The organism is Lysobacter sp. S4-A87 (assembly GCF_022637455.1).
Taxonomy (GTDB): domain Bacteria; phylum Pseudomonadota; class Gammaproteobacteria; order Xanthomonadales; family Xanthomonadaceae; genus Lysobacter_J.
On sequence record NZ_CP093341.1, the window covers coordinates 1,512,826 to 1,529,706 of the forward strand.

The following is a 16,881-nucleotide window of genomic DNA, read 5'->3' on the forward strand; positions in this document are numbered from 1 at the left end:
GTTTCTGGGACTGGATGGGTGAACGGGGTGGGTGAACGCAGGGATCAGCCGGGATGCCGGCCGCAGACCTCAAGCGGGGGTCAGGCGGCTTCTTCCGGCGTCAGCGTCTTCAGCGCCAGCGCATGGATCTCGCCGCCCATGCGATCGCCCAAGGTCGAGTAGACCAGGCGATGTCGGGCCAGCGGCAACTTGCCGCGGAAGGCCTCGGCCACCACGGTGGCCTCGAAATGGACGCCGTCGTCACCGCGCACGTCGGCGTGCGCGCCCGGCAGGCCCTGTTCGATCAGCTGGCGGATGGTCTCGGGATTCACGTATGCAGGGCCTCGGAAGTGCATGCGGCCTGCGGCAGCAGGGCTGCGCGCGGTCTCGCGGTGGGCGGGAGCCCGGGCTTGACGGGCTTTTGGCGGATGAACCGCATAGAATTGATGGATTAGCCTAGCGGAAAGGCCCCCGGTCCGAAATGGCAAGCGTCCCAACCCCTGCCCAGCCCCACCCCATCGCGCCCTACGCCGACGACCCGGCGCAGCTCGCTGCCAGCGCCCGCCGCGTGTTCGAGATCGAGGCACAGGCGCTGGCCGCCGTGGCCGAGCGCATCGATGGCGATTTCAGCGCCGCCTGCAAGCTGATCCTGGCCTCCAGCGGCCGCGTGGTCTGCACCGGCATGGGCAAGTCCGGCCATATCGCGCGCAAGATCGCCGCGACCCTGGCTTCGACCGGTACCCCGGCCTTCTATGTCCACCCCGGCGAGGCCGGCCACGGCGACCTGGGCATGATCACCGACGTCGACGTCGTGCTGGCGCTGTCGTACTCGGGCGAGAGCGACGAGGTGCTGATGCTGCTGCCGGTGCTCAAGCGCCAGGGCAACAAGCTGATCACCATGACCGGCCGCCCCAACTCCTCGCTGGCGCGCGAGGCCGACGTGCACCTGGACGTCAGCGTCCCGGCCGAAGCCTGCCCGCTGGCGCTGGCGCCGACCTCCAGCACCACCGCCTCGCTGGCGCTGGGCGACGCGCTGGCGGTGGCCCTGCTGGACGCGCGCGGCTTCACCGCCGACGATTTCGCCCGCTCGCACCCGGCCGGCGCGCTCGGCCGGCGCCTGCTGCTGCACATCGCCGACATCATGCATGCCGGCGACGACGTGCCGCGGATCAGCGCCGATGCCAGCATCAGCGAGGCGCTGATCGAGATGAGCCGCAAGCGCCTGGGCATGACCGCCGTGGTCGATGACGACGACCGCCTGCTCGGTCTCTACACCGACGGCGACCTGCGCCGTACGCTCGACGACGTCGGCGTCGACCTGCGCAACACCCGCATCGCCGAAGTGATGACGCGCTCGCCCAAGACCATCGACTCCGATTCGCTTGCAGTCGAGGCGGCGCAGCTGATGGAGGCGCACAAGATCAGCGGCCTGCTCGTGGTCGACGAAGCCAGGCGCGTGGTCGGTGCGCTGAACATTCATGACCTGTTGCGCGCACGGGTGGTCTAAAGACGCATGCCGCCAAGCCATATGACCTACAGCCACCTCAACGACTATCCGGCCGACATCCGCGAACGCGCGACGCGCATTCGCCTGGCGTGCTTCGACGTCGACGGGACGCTGACCGACGGTCGCCTGTTCTTCGACAGCGAGGGTCGTGAGCTCAAGGCATTCCACGTCCACGACGGCCAGGGCCTGGTGCTGCTGCGCAAGTCCGGGATAGCGGTCGCCTTCGTCACCGCACGCGCAAGCGAAGTGGCGCAGCGCCGTGCCGCCGACTTGGGCATCGTCGAGGTGCACACCGCGGTCGCCGACAAGCTCGCCTGCGTGCGCGACATCGCCGCGCGCATGGGCATCACGATGGACGAAGTGTCGTTCATGGGCGACGACCTGCCGGACCTGCGGGTCATGCTGCAGACCGGCCTCGCGGTCGCCCCGGCCAATGCCCACCCCTGGGTCGCCGGGCGCGTGCACTGGCGCACCGGCAGCCGGGCCGGACACGGCGCGGCGCGCGAACTGTGCGACCTGCTGCTGGCCGCCCAGGGCCACGCCGAAACCCTGCTGGCCCAGGTCTGCCAGGTGGAAGGCGTCCGTGTTGAGGGCAATGCATGACCCGTCGCGGCCTGGTGATCTTCGTGTTGCTGCTGATCGGCGCGGTGCTCAGCACCTGGGCCCTGTGGTCCCAGCGCGATCGCGACACGCTGGCCGGCGGAGCGTCCGACCGCCCCGATTACACCCTGCACGACTTCGAGCTGACCGTGCTCGACGTACAGGGCAAGGAAGCGTTTACCCTGATCGCGCCCAAGATGGAGCGCGACCCGAAGGTGAAGACCCTGGACATCGCCACGCCGCTGTTCGTGATCCCGCCCAAGGCGGGCAGCAAGGCGACCCCGTGGGAAGTGCGCTCCAGGACCGGCTGGGTCAGCGAGAAAGGCGAGGAAGTGCGACTGCGCGGCGGCGTCAAGGCAGAGAGCACCAATGCCGACGGCAAGCCGGTCAGCATCGTGACCGACCACCTGAACGTCTTCCCGGACGACAAGCGCGCCACGTCGACTGCAGCCGTAACCGTCACCCAGCCGGGCTTTATACTGAACGGCCAAGGGCTGGAAGCCGATCTCGATGCCAAGCGCATCCTCCTCAAATCCAACGTCAAGGCCCGCTATGACCGTTCTGTTCGCTAGCCTGCAGACGCTGCTTCCGGCGGCCGCGCTGGCGACCCTGCTGGCACTGGCCCCGGCCAGCGCGCTGGCCCGCACCAGCGACCGCAACAAGCCGATGGACATCGATGCCGGCAGCAGCGACTACTCGATGGACGACAGCCGCCCGACCACCCTCAGCGGTGGCGTGATCATCACCCAGGGCACGCTCGACATACGCTCCAGCCAGGCGGTCATCCACTCCAGCGGCGGCGACCCCGTGCGTGCGGTGCTGACCGGCTCGCCGGTCACGCTCAAGCAGGAGCTGGACGACGGCAAGGCCATGGACGCCAAGGCCAACAAGGTCGATTACGACCTCAAGAGCGAGATTGTCGTGTTCACCGGCGGCGTCAACATCCAGCAGCCCAGCGGCTCCATCGCCGGCGAACGCGTCGTCTACAACATGAAGACCGGCCAGGTGCAGGGCGGCGGCCAGGATGCCGGCCGGGTCAAGATCCGGATCATGCCCAAGAACACGCAGGGAGGCGGCTGATGCTGGTCGCCCAGGGGCTGCGCAAGGCTTACCGTTCGCGTGAAGTGGTCAAGGATTTCGGCCTGAGCCTGGATGCCGGCGAAGTCGTCGGCCTGCTCGGCCCCAACGGTGCCGGCAAGACCACCTGTTTCTACATGATCGTCGGCCTGGTCCCGGCCGATGCCGGTCAGATCGTGCTCGACGGCAAGGACATCACCTCCGAGCCCATGTACGCCCGCGCCAAGTACGGCGTCGGCTACCTGCCGCAGGAGCCTTCGGTGTTCCGCAAGCTCAGCGTGGCCGACAACATCCGCCTGGTGCTGGAGCTGCGCGAGGACCTCGACAAGGCCGGGCGCGAACGCGAGCTGGCCAGCCTGCTGGACGAACTCCAGGTCAACCACGTCGCCGACCAGATCGGCGCGAGCCTGTCTGGCGGCGAACGCCGCCGCGTCGAGATCGCCCGCGCGCTCGCGGCCAAGCCGCGGCTGATGCTGCTCGATGAGCCCTTCGCCGGCGTCGACCCGATCTCGGTCGGCGAGATCCAGCGAATCGTGCGCCACCTCAAGAATCGGGGCATCGGCGTGCTGATCACCGACCACAATGTCCGCGAAACCTTGGGTATTTGCGATCGGGCGTATATTCTCAACGAAGGCAGCGTGCTCGCGCAGGGAGCACCGGACTCGCTGCTTGCAAATCCCGATGTCCGACGCGTTTATCTGGGTGAAACCTTCCGGCTGTAATTTCCAGTCAACGAAGGATGCGGTGTGCGGAATGCGCATCGCGACGAACGCGGCACGGCCGTCGACCTCCCCCGGTCGCGTTAGTCTCAGACAATGAAGCCCCGCCTCCAAGCCACACTAGGACAACAGCTGGTGATGACACCGCAGCTGCGTCAGGCGATCCGCCTGCTGCAGTTGTCGGCAGTCGAGCTTGAAGCTGAACTGGCGGCGGCAGTGGAGAGCAATCCGCTGCTCGACTGGACCGAAGTCGCGATCAGCGTCACCAATGGCAACGGCGCAAGCGATTCGTCGTCGCATGAAGACAGCACCGAGCACCTGCCGCCCGAGGCCGAATGGGGCAGCAATGACGGCGAGCCGTGGTACGAGCGCATCGGCCCTGCCGACAGCGACGACGACGCGCCGGTCGCCGAGCAGGTCGCCGAATCGGACACGCTGCACGACCACCTGCTGTGGCAGCTGCACCTGAGCCCGCTGTCGCCGCGCGACCGCCTGATCGGCGTGGCCCTGATCGAGGCCATCGACGATGACGGCTACCTGCGCGAGCCGCTGGACTCGATCGCCGCCTCGCTGGCGCCGTCGGTAGAGGCCAGCGAAGAAGAAATCACCACCGTGCTGCACCAGGTGCAGCAGTTCGACCCGGTCGGCGTCGGCGCCCGAAGCCTGGGCGAATGCCTGCGCCTGCAGCTGGCGCAGTTCGCCGTCGAGACACCGGGCAAGGCACTGGCCCACCAGCTGGCCAATGGCCCGCTGGAGCGACTGCCCAAGGTCGGCGTGGCCGGCCTGGCCAGCGAGATGCGCCTGGACCTGGGCGAGGTCGAGACGGCCGTACACCTGCTGCGCTCGCTCGATCCGCGCCCCGGCGCGCAGATCGGCGCGATCGCCAGCGACACCTATATCGCCCCCGACCTGGTCATCTGGCGCCAGCATGGCCTGTGGCGGGTCGCCCTGGCCGACGGCATGCGCCCGCGCATCGCGATCCATCGTGGCTACGAGAGCATGGTCCGCCATGCCAGTGGCAGCGACGCCAGCTACCTGCGCGGCCACCTGCAGGAAGCGCGCTGGCTGCTCAAGAGCCTGGAAGCGCGCGGCGAGACGCTGATCAAGGTCGCGCGCTGCCTGCTCAAGCAGCAGGCGGCGTTCCTCGAGTTCGGCGACAGCGCGCTGCGGCCGCTGACGCTGCGCGAGGTCGCAGGCGAGGTCGGCCTGCACGAATCCACCGTGTCGCGTGCGATCGCGCGCAAGTACGCGCGCACGCCGCGCGGCACCATTCCGCTGCGCGCGTTCTTCGCCTCGGGCATCGACACCGGCGCCGGCGGCGAGGCCTCCAGCACCGCGATCCAGTCCATGATCCGCCGCCTGATCGAGGCAGAGAACCCGCGCAAGCCCCTGTCCGACGCGCGCCTGGCGGAAACGCTCAAGGCAACAGGCGTGCCAGTGGCGCGGCGCACGGTCGCCAAGTACCGCGAAGCCATGAGCATCCCCTCCTCGCAGGATCGCGTACGCATCGGCTGAACTGCGACGCGCGCGTTAACGCGCTGTGCACGAGTCATCGACACTTGATGGTTTCGGCCAAAACCATCGGCGGATCAAGGCCTTCCGGGCCACATTGGCCAAACTGTGGATGCCGGCCACTTGCACATCGCACCGGTCGTGCCATCCTGTATTCCCGTTGCGACGTAAAGGAGGTCTCCGATGCGTATCGAAACCTACGGCCAGCAGATCGAAGTCACACCGGCACTGCGTGACTACGTCGAAAGCAAGCTGGCCCGACTGGAACGGCATTGCGAACAGGCTTTCGACGTCCGCACACAGCTCAGCCTCGACAAACCCAATCATCGCGCCAAGGCCACCGTCAACATCGCCGGCCGCACCCTCCACGCCGACGCCGCTGCCATCGACATGTACGCAGCCATCGACCTGCTTTCCGACAAGCTCGACCGGCTGCTGAAGGAACACCGCAGCAAGGTCGTGGACCACCACCGCGGCGAGAGCGCCGCACGCAGCGACAGCTTCGGCTGACACTTCCCACTCCATGCCACTGGATGAATTGTCTGGCGCGACAGCGATCGCGCACCTGATCCAGCACACCTGTCCGCGCGGGCGCACGGCGCCCGCCGGACGATTGCGCCTGAGGCCCGCATGAGCACGAGCATCAGCGCAGGAGAATTGTTCGAACAACAACGCGATCGACTCAGCCTGCGCTGGCTTGCCGGCCAGCAGGGCGACCGGCGCGTGCTCGAAGCGGTCAACACCGTGGCGCGTCGGCCGTCGCTCGCCGGCTATCTCAACGCGATCTATCCCAACAAGGTGCAGATCCTCGGCACCGAGGAGCTGGCCTGGCTCGACGCGCTCGACTCGCGCCTGCGCTGGGAGACGATCGAGAAGATCATCCAGTTCCGTCCGCTGGCACTGGTCATCAGCAAGGACCAGCCCTGCCCGGAGGACCTGCGCATCGCAGCGCAGGAAAGCCAGACACCGCTGTGGGTTTCGCCGCGGCGCGGCCACGAACTGCTCAACCACCTGCAGTACCACCTCGCGCGCACGCTCGCGCCGCGGGTGACGCTGCACGGTGTCTTCATGGAAATCTATTCGATCGGCGTGCTGATCACCGGTGAGTCGGGCTCGGGCAAGAGCGAGCTGGCGCTGGAACTGGTCACGCGCGGCCATCGCCTGGTCGCTGACGACGCGCCGGAGTTCACCCAGATCGCCCCCGACGTGCTCGACGGCACCTGCCCGGAAATGCTGCAGGACCTGCTCGAAGTGCGCGGCCTGGGCGTGCTCAACATCCGCCAGATGTTCGGCGACACCGCGGTCAAGAACAACAAGTACCTGCGCCTGATCGTGCACCTGGCCAAGCCGATGACCGAGCCCAAGCCGATGGGCATCGAGCGCCTCACCGGCGACAGCGGCGTGCGCCGCGTGCTCGACCTGGACGTGCCGATGATCACCCTGCCCGTCATGCCCGGCCGCAACCTGGCCGTGCTGACGGAAGCGGCGACGCGCCTGCACAGCCTGCGCATGAAGGGGCTCGACCCGGCGGCGGCGTTCATCGCCCGCCACAGCAATTTCCTCGAACGCGGCGATTCCTGATACGCCGCGCCACATCACGCCAGGACACGTCCCAGCCCATGAGCGAAACCCCCACCCCCTCCCTGGTCATCGTCAGCGGCATGTCCGGATCGGGCAAGTCTGTGGCGCTCAAGACCTTCGAGGACATGGGCTATTTCTGCGTCGACAACCTGCCGGCCGACCTGCTGCCGCAGTTCGTCGCCAGCGTGCAGCGCGCCGACGATGGCGCACCGGCCAAGCTCGCCGTCAGCATCGACGTGCGCAACCGCCACAGCGACCTGAGCAACATTCCCGACTGGCTGTCGGCGGTGGGCGCGCTCGGACTCGATCCGAAGCTGGTGTTCTTCGATGCCGGTGATGCCACCGTGCTCAAGCGCTACGCCGACACCCGTCGTCGCCACCCGCTGAGCCACCTGGGCCTGTCGCTGGCCGATGCGATCTCGCTGGAACGGCAGGTGCTCAAGCCGTTGCGCTCGATCGCAGATGCCGTGGTCGATACCAGCGAGCTCAATGTGCACCAGCTTCGCCGGCAGGTGATCACCGAGTTCTGCATCGGTGGCGATACCGGAATGTCGCTGCTGTTCGAATCGTTTGCCTACCGCCGCGGCGTCCCGGCCGATGCCGATTTCGTGTTCGATGCGCGGGCGCTGCCCAACCCGCATTGGGACCCGGTGCTGCGTCCGCTGTCCGGACGCGATGCCGCGATCCGCGCGTACCTGGAAGCGCAGCCGGACGTGAACCTGTTCGCCAACCAGATCAGCCAGTTCCTCGACACCTGGCTGCCGCGCCTGCATGTCGACAGTGCGCGCAGTTACGCCACCATCGCCTTCGGCTGCACCGGCGGCCGCCATCGCTCGGTCTACCTGGCAGAACGCCTCGCCGAACACGCGCGCGAACAGGGCTGGGAAGAAGTCGCGGTGCATCACCGCGAGCTGGACTGACGCGCACCATCCACGGATGTTGCTCTGCCGTCGTTCCCCGGGTGCGCTGCGCTTACCCGGGCTACGGGTGGGCAATGGTGGGGGGCTGGAACTACCCAACCCTCTCACGCAAGCGGGAGAGGGGCTTTGACGCGGTGTCGCGGCGTGATGCCGTGAATCCTTCCTGACTTCGTGTCGCCGCGACCGGCCGTATCACGAAATATTTGCAGGTTACTTGCATCTGGCTTGCGTCGATGCGGATAGGGTCGCAGTTGCGTTGCCAAGCCGCGCGAATCCATCACGGAGATGCCCATGCAAATCCGCAACCTTCCATCGATGATCACGCTCGTTCTGGCCGCCGTGCTTGCCGCACCGGCGGCATTGGCCCAGCGCACTGAAACGCCTGAGACGCCACCGCCCGAAACGACCCCGGACACGACACCAAAGCCGATGAGTTTCCAGGACATGGACGTCAATGCCGACAGCAAGGTGAGCAAGGACGAAGCCGCCGTCGATGCCAGGCTGACCAGTCAGTTCGCCAAGGCCGATCGCAATGGCGACGGCCAACTTTCCGAAACCGAATATGCCGCCAGCCAACAGAGCGGCGCGAGCCAGTACTAGTCGAGCCAATTACTAGCGAGGAGGCAAACCATGAGATCGACCCTCTCCCATCCGATGATCGGCGCCCTCGCCCTGGCGCTCACGTCCGCGGCGCTGGCCCTGGGTGGCTGCCAGAAGACCGAAACCACCACGCCTGCGCCGATGGAAACACCACCGCCGGCCGAAACACCACCGCCTGAGACGACCACCCCACCGGCAGACACCACCACGCCACCGGCGACGACCCCGGAGTCGGGCGCACCGACACCGCCGCCTGCCGAAGGCTCGGAAACCCCGCCGAAGGACGACACCACTCCGCCGTCGAAATGATGCCCCTGACATCGGCGGCGACCCACGCGGTCGCTCCGGCGATCGCCAACCGCGGCCCGCAGCGATGCGGGCCGCTTCTTTTCCGGCACTCTCCCGCTTCGGCTTATCGGTCACCGCAGACCGGGCCTGAACGTGCCCGAGCGTCGTCCGCCGGCCCTGGGATTGCGGAGCAGTGGGCCATGGATGGCCCACGCCCCGCGTAAAGCCAGGATGGCGTCCGCGGGGCGTAGCAATCCCAGGGCCGGCGGACGACGCCGTCCCGACGCCGGTCGCTCATGGCAGCTCTCCTTTCATCGCGCCATCGACTTCACAGCGCTTCCGGCCCGTCACCCGGCTCTGCTAACTTGACGGCATGGCCGTCGGCATCCTCCTGATCACCCATGAAGGCATAGGCAACGCGCTGATCGCGGTGGCCGGGCGCCTGTTGCGTCCGCTGCCGCTGCGGACCGAAGCACTGGAAGTACCGTTCGACGGCGACCCCGACGCCCTGCTGCCATTGGCGAGCGCAGCACTGCGCCGCGTCGACGGCGGAGAAGGCGTACTGGTGTTGACCGACCTGTACGGCGCCACGCCCAGCAACCTCGCCGCCAAGGTCGCCCGACTGGGCACACCGGTCCGGCGCGTGTCCGCGCTGAGCCTGCCGATGCTGCTGCGGGTAATGAACTACGCCGACCTGACCCTGGACGAGCTGCCCGCCGTGGCCGCCGCCGGAGCACGCAACGGCGTGATCGTGGATGAAGCATGAGAAAGCACTTTGGAGCAGTACGAAATGGAATGGCTTCGGCAGAGCAAGCGTGACCTGGCCCGGCGGGATCGCAACGGGCGCGCGACCGGATCGAGGAATCGGCGATGATCGAACAAGAACTGACCGTCACCAATCGCCTCGGCCTGCATGCGCGCGCGACGGCCAAGCTCGTCCAGGCACTGTCGGGCTTCCGCAGCAGCGCCACGCTCACCGCCAAGGGTCGCGAAGTCAACGCCAAGAGCATCATGGGCGTGATGCTGCTCGCAGCCGGCCAGGGAACGCAGGTCAAGCTGCGGGTCGAAGGCGAGGACGAAGCCAGTGCCGCGCAGGCCGTGATCTCGCTGTTCGAGCGCCGCTTCGACGAAGATAGCTGACGCCCCGTCGCACCACCGGAGTAAAGGAATGAGGCAGGAGTTCAACGGACACGGTGCATCGCGCGGAAGCGCCCTCGGCCGCGCCCGTGTCCGCCTGCCGCACGTGCTCGAAGTACTCGAGGAGCACATTCCCGCCAAGGCGGTCGAAGCCGAAGTCGCGCGCCTGCACGCCGCCATCGCCACCGTCCGCAACGAGATGTTCGCACTGCGCGAGCGCCTGCATGGCGCACTGGTGCACGAGGTCGGCGAGTTCCTGGACCTGCACAGCCTGCTGCTCGACGACCCGGAACTGCTCAATGGCCTGGACGAACTGATCCGGACCGGCCGCTACTCCGCCGACTACGCCCTGCGCCTGCAGCGCGACCGCATCGCCTCGGTCTTCCAGGCCATGGACGATGCCTACTTCCGCAGCCGCGTCGACGACATCGACCAGGTCATCGGCCGCGTCCACGCCGCCCTCCACCGCCACGACAATGGCATCTCCGGCGTCGCCGGCGAGATCCTGGTCACCGACAACGTTGCCCCCGCCGAGCTGGTGCAACTGCAGGCGCAGGGGGTGATGGCCATCGTCACCACCAGCGGCAGCATCCTCTCGCACAGCGCGATCCTCGCGCGCAGCCTGCACCTGCCCTACGTGGTCGGCGCGGCGCAGGCGCTGCAGAAGATCAACGATGGCGACGTGCTTGCAGTCGACGGCGCCAGTGGCCGCGTGGTGCTGGAGCCCGACGCCAGCGACCTGCGCTCGCATCGCGGCCGCGTGCGCGAACTCGCGCGCGAGCGAAAGCAGCTGCACCGCCTGCGGCGCGAGCCGACCCGGACCATCGACGGCGTCGACATCAAGCTCTTCGCCAATGCCGAATCGCGCGACGACGTCGCCGAAGCGCACGCACTGGGTGCGGCCGGCGTCGGCCTGTACCGCACCGAGTTCCTGTTCCTGCAGCGCAACGAGGTCCCGGACGAGGAAGAGCAGTTCCGCGTCTACCGCGATGTCGTGCTCGGCATGACCGGGCGCACGGTGACCATCCGCACGCTCGACCTGGGCGCCGACAAGGCCGACCGCACCGGGCTGGCCCTGCGCGACGAACCCAACCCGGCACTGGGCCTGCGTGGCGTGCGCCTGTCGCTGGCACGTTCGGGCCTGCTCGAGTCGCAGCTGCGCGCACTGGTCCGCGCATCCGGGTACGGTCCGCTGCGGATCCTGCTGCCGATGATCAGCAGCCGCGAGGAAGTGCGAGCGGTTCGCAGCATGCTCAAGCGCGTCACCGTGCAGTTGCGCGAGGAAGGCCACGAAGTGGCCGAACAGGTACCGCTGGGCGCGATGATCGAAGTGCCGGCGGCCGCGATCGCGCTTCCCACCTTCATCGGCGCGGTCGACTTCCTCTCGATCGGCACCAACGACCTGGTCCAGTACCTGCTCGCCGCCGACCGCAACAACGAAGCGCTGACCAACCTCTACACGCCATTGCATCCGGCCGTGATCCGCCTGGTCCGCGACGTGATCCGCCTGGGCGATGCGCGCGGCAAACCGGTGGCGGTCTGCGGGGAGATGGCCGGCGATCCGCACTTCGCGCCGATGCTGCTGGCACTGGGGCTGACCGAGTTCAGCCTGCACCCGGCGACGCTGCTGGAACTGCGGCGCACGATCCGCCATTGCAACCTGGGCCAGCTGAAGGCGAACGCGGCGGCACTGCTGCGTGCGCGCGATCGTTCGGCAATCGAAGCGTGGATTCACGACAACGCCCCTTCGCATCGCCCCTGACAGCGTTCCATCCGTCCTCGCGAGTGATGCGAACTTGCCGGGCTGGGCTTTATTGCCCCCAGGGGCGATAATGCGCGCCATGAACACCTAGCCCTGTCGCGCCATCGTGGTGCGATGCGCCACCGGAAGCCCCGCATGGCCGAAGCCGTCCGCCACGACAAGACCGCGCGCCAGCTGCGCCTGCTTTCCGATGCGCTCGACAGCGGCCGTCTGGGTCCGGTGCGCCGGCTCGTCAACACCCTCTCCCCCGCCGAGATCGGCAACCTCCTCGAGTCGTTGCCGCCGGCCAAGCGCACCATCGTGTGGGGCCTGGTCGATGCCGAGGACGACGGCGAGGTGCTGGTCCACGTCGGCGATGAAGTGCGCGAGAGCCTGCTGGCGGAGATGGACCCGGACGAGATCATCGCCGCGGCCTCCGAACTGGAGATCGACGACCTTGCCGACCTGGTCGAGGACCTCCCCGACACCGTCATCGACGAAGTCCTCAAGTCGATGGACCGCGAGAACCGCGAACGGCTCGAGCAGGTGCTGTCGTACCCGGAGGACACCGCCGGCCGCCTGATGAACCCCGACGTGGTGACGGTCCGCACCGACACCACCGTCGACGTCGTGCTGCGCTACCTGCGGCTGCGCGGCGAACTGCCCGAGCACACCGACCACCTGTACGTGGTCAGCCGTCGCCACCAGTACCTGGGCCGGCTCGCGCTGGCCGCGCTGCTGACCCACGACCCGGGCACGTCGATCAACAAGCTGATCGACGACGAGCAACCGGCCATCGACGTCGAGGAATCGGCGAACGAGGTCGCGCGCAAGTTCTCCGACCATGACTGGCTCAGCGCGCCGGTGGTCGATGAAAACAACATCCTGCTCGGACGCATCACCATCGACGACGTCGTCGACATCATCCGCAACCAGGCCGAGCACCAGGCGCTGAGCGCGGCCGGCCTGGACGAGGACGAAGACCTCTTCAGCCCGGTCTGGCGCGCGATGCGGCGGCGCCTGATCTGGCTGTCGATCAACCTGGGCACGGCGTTCCTGGCCGCGAGCGTGGTCGGCGAGTTCGCCGACACCATCGACAAGCTGGTGGCGCTGGCGGTGCTGATGCCGATCGTCGCCGGCATGGGCGGCAACGCCGGCACCCAGGTGCTGGCACTGATGGTCCGCGGCCTTGCCCTGGGCCAGGTCGGTGCGGCCAACGTGCGCACGCTGTTGTGGAAGGAAGCGCGCGTGGCGCTGCTCAACGGCCTGGTGCTGGGCACGCTGCTGGCGCTGATCGTGCTGCTGTGGTTCCACAGCGTGGGTCTGTCGCTGGTGATTGGCGTGGCCCTGACCCTCAACCTGCTGTTCGCGGCGGTGGCGGGCGTGCTGGTGCCGGTGACGCTGCGGCGCGCCGGATTCGATCCTGCGCTGGCCAGCGGCATCTTCCTGACCACCGTCACCGACGTCATGGGGTTCTTCACGTTCCTCGGCCTGGCGACGCTCATCCTGCTGCGGTAGCCCTGCCCCCTGACGTGGCGGCGTCTTCGCATCCGGAGGCTTGTCGATGTCGAACGTGTCACGCCTGATCGTGTTGCTGCTCGTGGCCCTGACCAGCGCCTGCGCACACCGGCCAGCGCGCGACGCCAGCGGCCGCTTTGTCGAGCGCGAACTGCAGGTGGAAGGCGCCACGCATCGCTACCAGGTGTTCGTGCCGTCGGCGCAGGCCGGCGGTCGCCATCCGCCGGTGATCCTGTTCCTGCACGGCTCCGGTGAGCGCGGCAGCGACAACCAGATACAGACCGAGGTGGGCCTGGGGCCGTATCTGCGCAAGCACCTGTCCGACTTCCCGGCGATCGTGGTGATGCCGCAGTCGCCCGAGGGCCAGTCGTGGGACGGAGCGAATGCGCGCATGGCACTGGCCGCGCTCGATGCGAGCGTGCGCGAATTCGACGGTGACCAGGACCGTATCGTCCTGACCGGATTGTCGCGCGGCGGCTACGGCGTGTATGAGCTGGCGTTGATGGAGCCGCTGCATTTTGCCGCGCTGGTGCCGGTCTGCGGCGGCATCACCCAGCCGCCCGGCGTGCCCGAACGGCTGCAGGTCGAGGGGGTGGTGCAGGCGCCGGATCCGTTCGCGGCCGCGGCGCAGCGATTGCAGCACCTGCCCATGTGGCTGTTCCATGGCGCCAACGACGATGCGGTCACCCCGGACCAGTCACGGCACATGGCCGAGGCGCTGCGCCGGGTCGGCGCCGATGTGCGCTACAGCGAGCTGGCCGGCGTGGGGCATGACGTCTGGGATCCGACGTATGCGACGCCGGAGCTGTGGACCTGGGTGTTTGCGCAGCGGCGGCGCTGATGCCCGATGCCCGTGGACGGTGCCAGCGCAGGGCAATCGGGTAAGAATTGGTACAACCTCGGGGGGATTGAGCATGATCAGGATGACGACGGCCCTGGTGGCCTGGCTTGCAGTTGCATCGTTTCCGGCATGGTCGCAGGTGGAGACGGTCATCACACCGATGGGCTCCGCTTACGCCGAGCCGCAACTGGGCTCGCAGTACCGCGAAGACAACGCCAAGGTCGTCGCGGCGGTGAAGCGGGGTGACATGGCAGGTGCGCAGGCGCTGCAACGCCCGGTGCTCGAGTTCTGCGACAGATTGGCCGCGCCGGGGCATGCAATGGTCAGCGTCGCCAGCGCCGCCGAATACGAAGCCTATGTCGAGGCGTCCGCCAAGGACGTTCCCATCGAATGGGTCGACATGGCCTGCCCCAGTGCCTACAAGATGAGCGCCTTTTTGCTCATTGAGCTCAAGCAGCCCGAGCAGGCCCTGGTGATGCTCGACAAGGCCAGTGCCATGGCCCCGTACTGGGCCGAGCCACTTGCCGAACGCGGCTATCTGCTCAACATCATCGGACGCCCCGGCGAGGGGCTGGCAACCTATCAGCGCGCAATGGAACTGATCGAGAAGTTCGAAAGCAACCGCTATCTACTGGCGGCGACGCTGCGCGGTATGGGCTACGCGCAGATCGAGCTTGGCGACCTGGACCAGGCCGAGGCGTACTACGTGAAATCGCTGAAAACCGACCCTGCCAGCCCGGTCGCCGAGAACGAACTGAAGTACATCCGCGAGCGCCGCGGCCAGAGGCTGTAGGGCGACGCGTCGTCAGCCGCGCAACAACGCTTCCAGTACCGCCATGCGCACCGCCACGCCGTTGCTGACCTGGCGCAGGATCAGCGACTGCGGGCCGTCGGCGACTTCGTCGGTGATCTCGACGCCGCGGTTGATCGGACCCGGGTGCATCACCACGGCATCGGCCGCGGCGCGCTTGAGGCGGGTGCTGGTCAGGCCGAAATCGCGGTGGTAGTCGTCGAGCGAGGCGATCAGGCCTTCTTCCATGCGCTCGCGCTGCAGGCGCAGCATCATCACTGCGTCGACGCCTTCCAGCGCGGCATCCAGATCGTGCGAGACGTTGCAGCCCCGCAGCGTGCCGTCATCCGGCAGCAGCGGGGCCGGGCCGCAGACGCGGATGTCGCCGGTGCCGAGGGCGCGCAGCGCCTGCAGGTCCGAGCGGGCGACGCGCGAATGCTTGACGTCGCCGACGATCAGCACCTTCAGCTTCGAGAAGTCCGCGCCCTTGGCCTGGCGCAGGGTCAGCATGTCGAGCAGGCCCTGGGTCGGGTGCGCGCTGCGGCCATCACCGGCGTTGACCAGCACGGTGCCCTCGTTGACGTGCCCGGACAGGCCGGCGACCGCACCATCGTCCTGGTGGCGCACGACGAAACCGCGCACGCCCATCGCCTCGAGGTTCTTGAGGGTGTCGAGCGCGGTCTCGCCCTTGCGCGTCGACGAGGTCGAGGCATCGAAGTTGAGCACGTCCGCACCCAGTCGCTGAGCGGCAAGGGTGAAGCTCATGCGCGTGCGCGTGGACGGCTCGAAGAACAGCGTGCACACGGCGATGCCATCGAGCGCGCGGCGGTCGTAATGCCCCTCGGCAAAAGCCTGCGAGCGAACGAGCAGCGCATCGAGCGCGCCGCGTTCGAGGTCTTGCAGGATCAGCAGGTGGCGCGGCAGGTGCGTGTGCGGTGCGTTCATGGGTCGCTGTGCAGGTGGGTCCGTATCGGCGGTGCAGCCGACGGGCTCAAGTGGGATGGGGCAGTTCGGAAAGATCCAGGGCGTCGTCGGGCGAGGCCAGCCAGCGTTCGATGATGACCGCCGCCGCCACTGCATCCAGCGCCTCGGCATCGCGGCGGCGCTTGCGGCCCTCGGCGCGATCGGAGGCGAAGCGCTGCGCCGCCTCGATCGAACTCATGCGCTCGTCGACCAGCACCACCGGCAAGCCGTAGCGTGCGTGCAGTTCGCGGGCGAAGGCATGGGCGCGCAGGCGGATCGGCTGGTCGCCACCGTCCAGGCTCATCGGGTCGCCGACGATCAGTCCGTCGGGGCGCCACTCGTTGCGCAGCCGGTCAATCGCGGTCCAGTCGGGGCCATGGCCGTGGACGTCGATCACCGCCAGGGCGCGGGCGCCGTGGCCGAACGCACTGGCGACGGCGACACCGATCCGGCGCGCACCGACATCAAAGCCGAGCACGGTGCCGTCGCGCCGGATCGGAGACGCCTTGTCCGCCGCGTCCACCATCAGGCGTGCCCGGAGTAGTCGGCCAGGTAGGCGAAATCGACGCCGATTCGCCCGGCCGCGGCCTGCCAGCGCGCGTCCAGCGGCAGCTCGAACAGCAGCTCGGCGTCGGCCGGCGCGGTCAGCCAGTCGTTCTCGGTCAGCTCCTGCTCGAGCTGGCCCGAACCCCAACCGGCGCAGCCCAGGGCCACGATCGCGTTGTCCGGGCCGTCGCCGCGCGCCATCGCTTCGAGGATGTCGCGCGAGGTGGTCAGGAACAGGCGTTCGGTGATGGCCAGGGTCGAATCCCACTGCGAGCCGCCGTCGTGCAGCACGAAGCCACGTTCGGGGTGGACCGGGCCGCCGGCGAGGACGATCTGCGACAGCAGCGAAGGGTCGCCGCCTTCCAGGCCCATCTGCCCGAACACCTCGCCCAGCGTGTATTCGGACGGACGATTGACGACGAGCCCCATCGCACCATCGGAATCGTGCTGGCAGATCAGGGCGACGCTGCGTGCAAAGTTGGAGTCGGCCAGGGCCGGCAACGCGATCAGCAGCTGGTTGGCAAGTGGCGTGGGAGTCACTGACATGGCCAACATTCTAGCC

21 protein-coding genes are annotated in these 16,881 nt (G+C 67.9%); 17 read left to right on the forward strand and 4 right to left on the reverse strand.

Going from position 1 to position 16,881, the window contains the following annotated elements; translation table 11 throughout:
- Window positions 1-80: 80 nt before the first annotated feature.
- A complete protein-coding gene (locus tag MNR01_RS06865) occupies window positions 81-311 on the reverse strand; it encodes a BolA family protein (protein ID WP_241920179.1) in 231 nt (76 codons plus the stop codon).
- Window positions 312-460: 149 nt separating this feature from the next.
- On the opposite strand from MNR01_RS06865, the gene MNR01_RS06870 reads away from it, so the two are divergent.
- The 17 genes from MNR01_RS06870 (at window position 461) to MNR01_RS06950 (ending at window position 14,813) form a co-directional block, all read left to right on the forward strand.
- Window positions 461-1,486: a KpsF/GutQ family sugar-phosphate isomerase gene (locus tag MNR01_RS06870; RefSeq protein WP_241920180.1), complete on the forward strand. Its 1,026-nt coding sequence runs from the start codon at window positions 461-463 to the stop codon at window positions 1,484-1,486.
- A 21-nt stretch (window positions 1,487-1,507) separates the two neighbouring features.
- Window positions 1,508-2,089: an HAD hydrolase family protein gene (locus MNR01_RS06875; protein ID WP_241920550.1), complete on the forward strand. Its 582-nt coding sequence runs from the start codon at window positions 1,508-1,510 to the stop codon at window positions 2,087-2,089.
- Complete coding sequence (gene lptC / locus MNR01_RS06880; protein ID WP_241920181.1) at window positions 2,086-2,658, forward strand: LPS export ABC transporter periplasmic protein LptC; 573 nt, start codon at window positions 2,086-2,088, stop codon at window positions 2,656-2,658. Before MNR01_RS06875 ends, lptC begins: the two co-directional genes overlap by 4 nt.
- Entirely contained in the window at window positions 2,639-3,166 is a 528-nt protein-coding gene (lptA, locus tag MNR01_RS06885; RefSeq protein WP_241920182.1) for a lipopolysaccharide transport periplasmic protein LptA, read from the forward strand. Before lptC ends, lptA begins: the two co-directional genes overlap by 20 nt.
- On the forward strand, window positions 3,166-3,885 hold the full coding sequence (lptB, locus tag MNR01_RS06890; RefSeq protein WP_241920183.1) for an LPS export ABC transporter ATP-binding protein: 720 nt from the start codon (window positions 3,166-3,168) through the stop codon (window positions 3,883-3,885). The genes lptA and lptB overlap by 1 nt, the downstream gene beginning before the upstream one ends.
- Before the next feature lie 93 nt (window positions 3,886-3,978).
- Window positions 3,979-5,397 (forward strand): RNA polymerase factor sigma-54, encoded by a 1,419-nt coding sequence (locus MNR01_RS06895; protein WP_241920184.1) that lies wholly within the window; start codon window positions 3,979-3,981, stop codon window positions 5,395-5,397.
- Window positions 5,398-5,577: 180 nt separating this feature from the next.
- On the forward strand, window positions 5,578-5,904 hold the full coding sequence (gene raiA / locus MNR01_RS06900; RefSeq protein ID WP_158734200.1) for a ribosome-associated translation inhibitor RaiA: 327 nt from the start codon (window positions 5,578-5,580) through the stop codon (window positions 5,902-5,904).
- A gap of 120 nt (window positions 5,905-6,024) precedes the next feature.
- On the forward strand, window positions 6,025-6,975 hold the full coding sequence (hprK, locus tag MNR01_RS06905) for an HPr(Ser) kinase/phosphatase (RefSeq protein WP_241920185.1): 951 nt from the start codon (window positions 6,025-6,027) through the stop codon (window positions 6,973-6,975).
- Window positions 6,976-7,013: 38 nt separating this feature from the next.
- A complete protein-coding gene (gene rapZ / locus MNR01_RS06910; RefSeq protein ID WP_241920186.1) occupies window positions 7,014-7,895 on the forward strand; it encodes an RNase adapter RapZ in 882 nt (293 codons plus the stop codon).
- Window positions 7,896-8,186: 291 nt separating this feature from the next.
- A complete protein-coding gene (locus MNR01_RS06915) occupies window positions 8,187-8,495 on the forward strand; it encodes a hypothetical protein (RefSeq protein ID WP_241920187.1) in 309 nt (102 codons plus the stop codon).
- Window positions 8,496-8,525: 30 nt separating this feature from the next.
- Entirely contained in the window at window positions 8,526-8,804 is a 279-nt protein-coding gene (locus MNR01_RS06920) for a hypothetical protein (protein ID WP_241920188.1), read from the forward strand.
- Window positions 8,805-9,156: 352 nt separating this feature from the next.
- A complete protein-coding gene (locus tag MNR01_RS06925) occupies window positions 9,157-9,549 on the forward strand; it encodes a PTS fructose IIA subunit family protein (protein WP_241920189.1) in 393 nt (130 codons plus the stop codon).
- A gap of 104 nt (window positions 9,550-9,653) precedes the next feature.
- The gene (locus tag MNR01_RS06930; protein WP_241920190.1) at window positions 9,654-9,923 is read left to right on the forward strand and encodes an HPr family phosphocarrier protein; all 270 of its coding nucleotides are present in this window, start codon (window positions 9,654-9,656) and stop codon (window positions 9,921-9,923) included.
- Window positions 9,924-9,951: 28 nt separating this feature from the next.
- The gene (gene ptsP, locus MNR01_RS06935; RefSeq protein WP_241920191.1) at window positions 9,952-11,682 is read left to right on the forward strand and encodes a phosphoenolpyruvate--protein phosphotransferase; all 1,731 of its coding nucleotides are present in this window, start codon (window positions 9,952-9,954) and stop codon (window positions 11,680-11,682) included.
- 135 nt (window positions 11,683-11,817) lie between these two features.
- Window positions 11,818-13,179 carry a magnesium transporter gene (gene mgtE / locus MNR01_RS06940; protein WP_241920192.1) on the forward strand — a complete coding sequence of 454 codons (1,362 nt, stop codon included), beginning with the start codon at window positions 11,818-11,820 and terminating at the stop codon, window positions 13,177-13,179.
- A 46-nt stretch (window positions 13,180-13,225) separates the two neighbouring features.
- Window positions 13,226-14,020, forward strand: coding sequence for an alpha/beta hydrolase-fold protein (locus MNR01_RS06945; protein ID WP_241920193.1), 795 nt, complete (start codon window positions 13,226-13,228; stop codon window positions 14,018-14,020).
- Window positions 14,021-14,102: 82 nt separating this feature from the next.
- Entirely contained in the window at window positions 14,103-14,813 is a 711-nt protein-coding gene (locus MNR01_RS06950; protein ID WP_241920194.1) for a tetratricopeptide repeat protein, read from the forward strand.
- A gap of 12 nt (window positions 14,814-14,825) precedes the next feature.
- On the opposite strand, the gene MNR01_RS06955 is transcribed toward MNR01_RS06950, so the two are convergent.
- The 3 genes from MNR01_RS06955 to MNR01_RS06965 are packed head-to-tail and all read right to left on the reverse strand — an operon-like array spanning window position 14,826 to window position 16,865.
- On the reverse strand, window positions 14,826-15,755 hold the full coding sequence (locus MNR01_RS06955) for an aspartate carbamoyltransferase catalytic subunit (protein WP_241920195.1): 930 nt from the start codon (window positions 15,753-15,755) through the stop codon (window positions 14,826-14,828).
- Window positions 15,756-15,801: 46 nt separating this feature from the next.
- The gene (gene ruvX / locus MNR01_RS06960; protein WP_241920196.1) at window positions 15,802-16,299 is read right to left on the reverse strand and encodes a Holliday junction resolvase RuvX; all 498 of its coding nucleotides are present in this window, start codon (window positions 16,297-16,299) and stop codon (window positions 15,802-15,804) included.
- Complete coding sequence (locus MNR01_RS06965) at window positions 16,299-16,865, reverse strand: YqgE/AlgH family protein (RefSeq protein WP_241920197.1); 567 nt, start codon at window positions 16,863-16,865, stop codon at window positions 16,299-16,301. Before MNR01_RS06965 ends, ruvX begins: the two co-directional genes overlap by 1 nt.
- Window positions 16,866-16,881 lie beyond the last annotated feature (16 nt).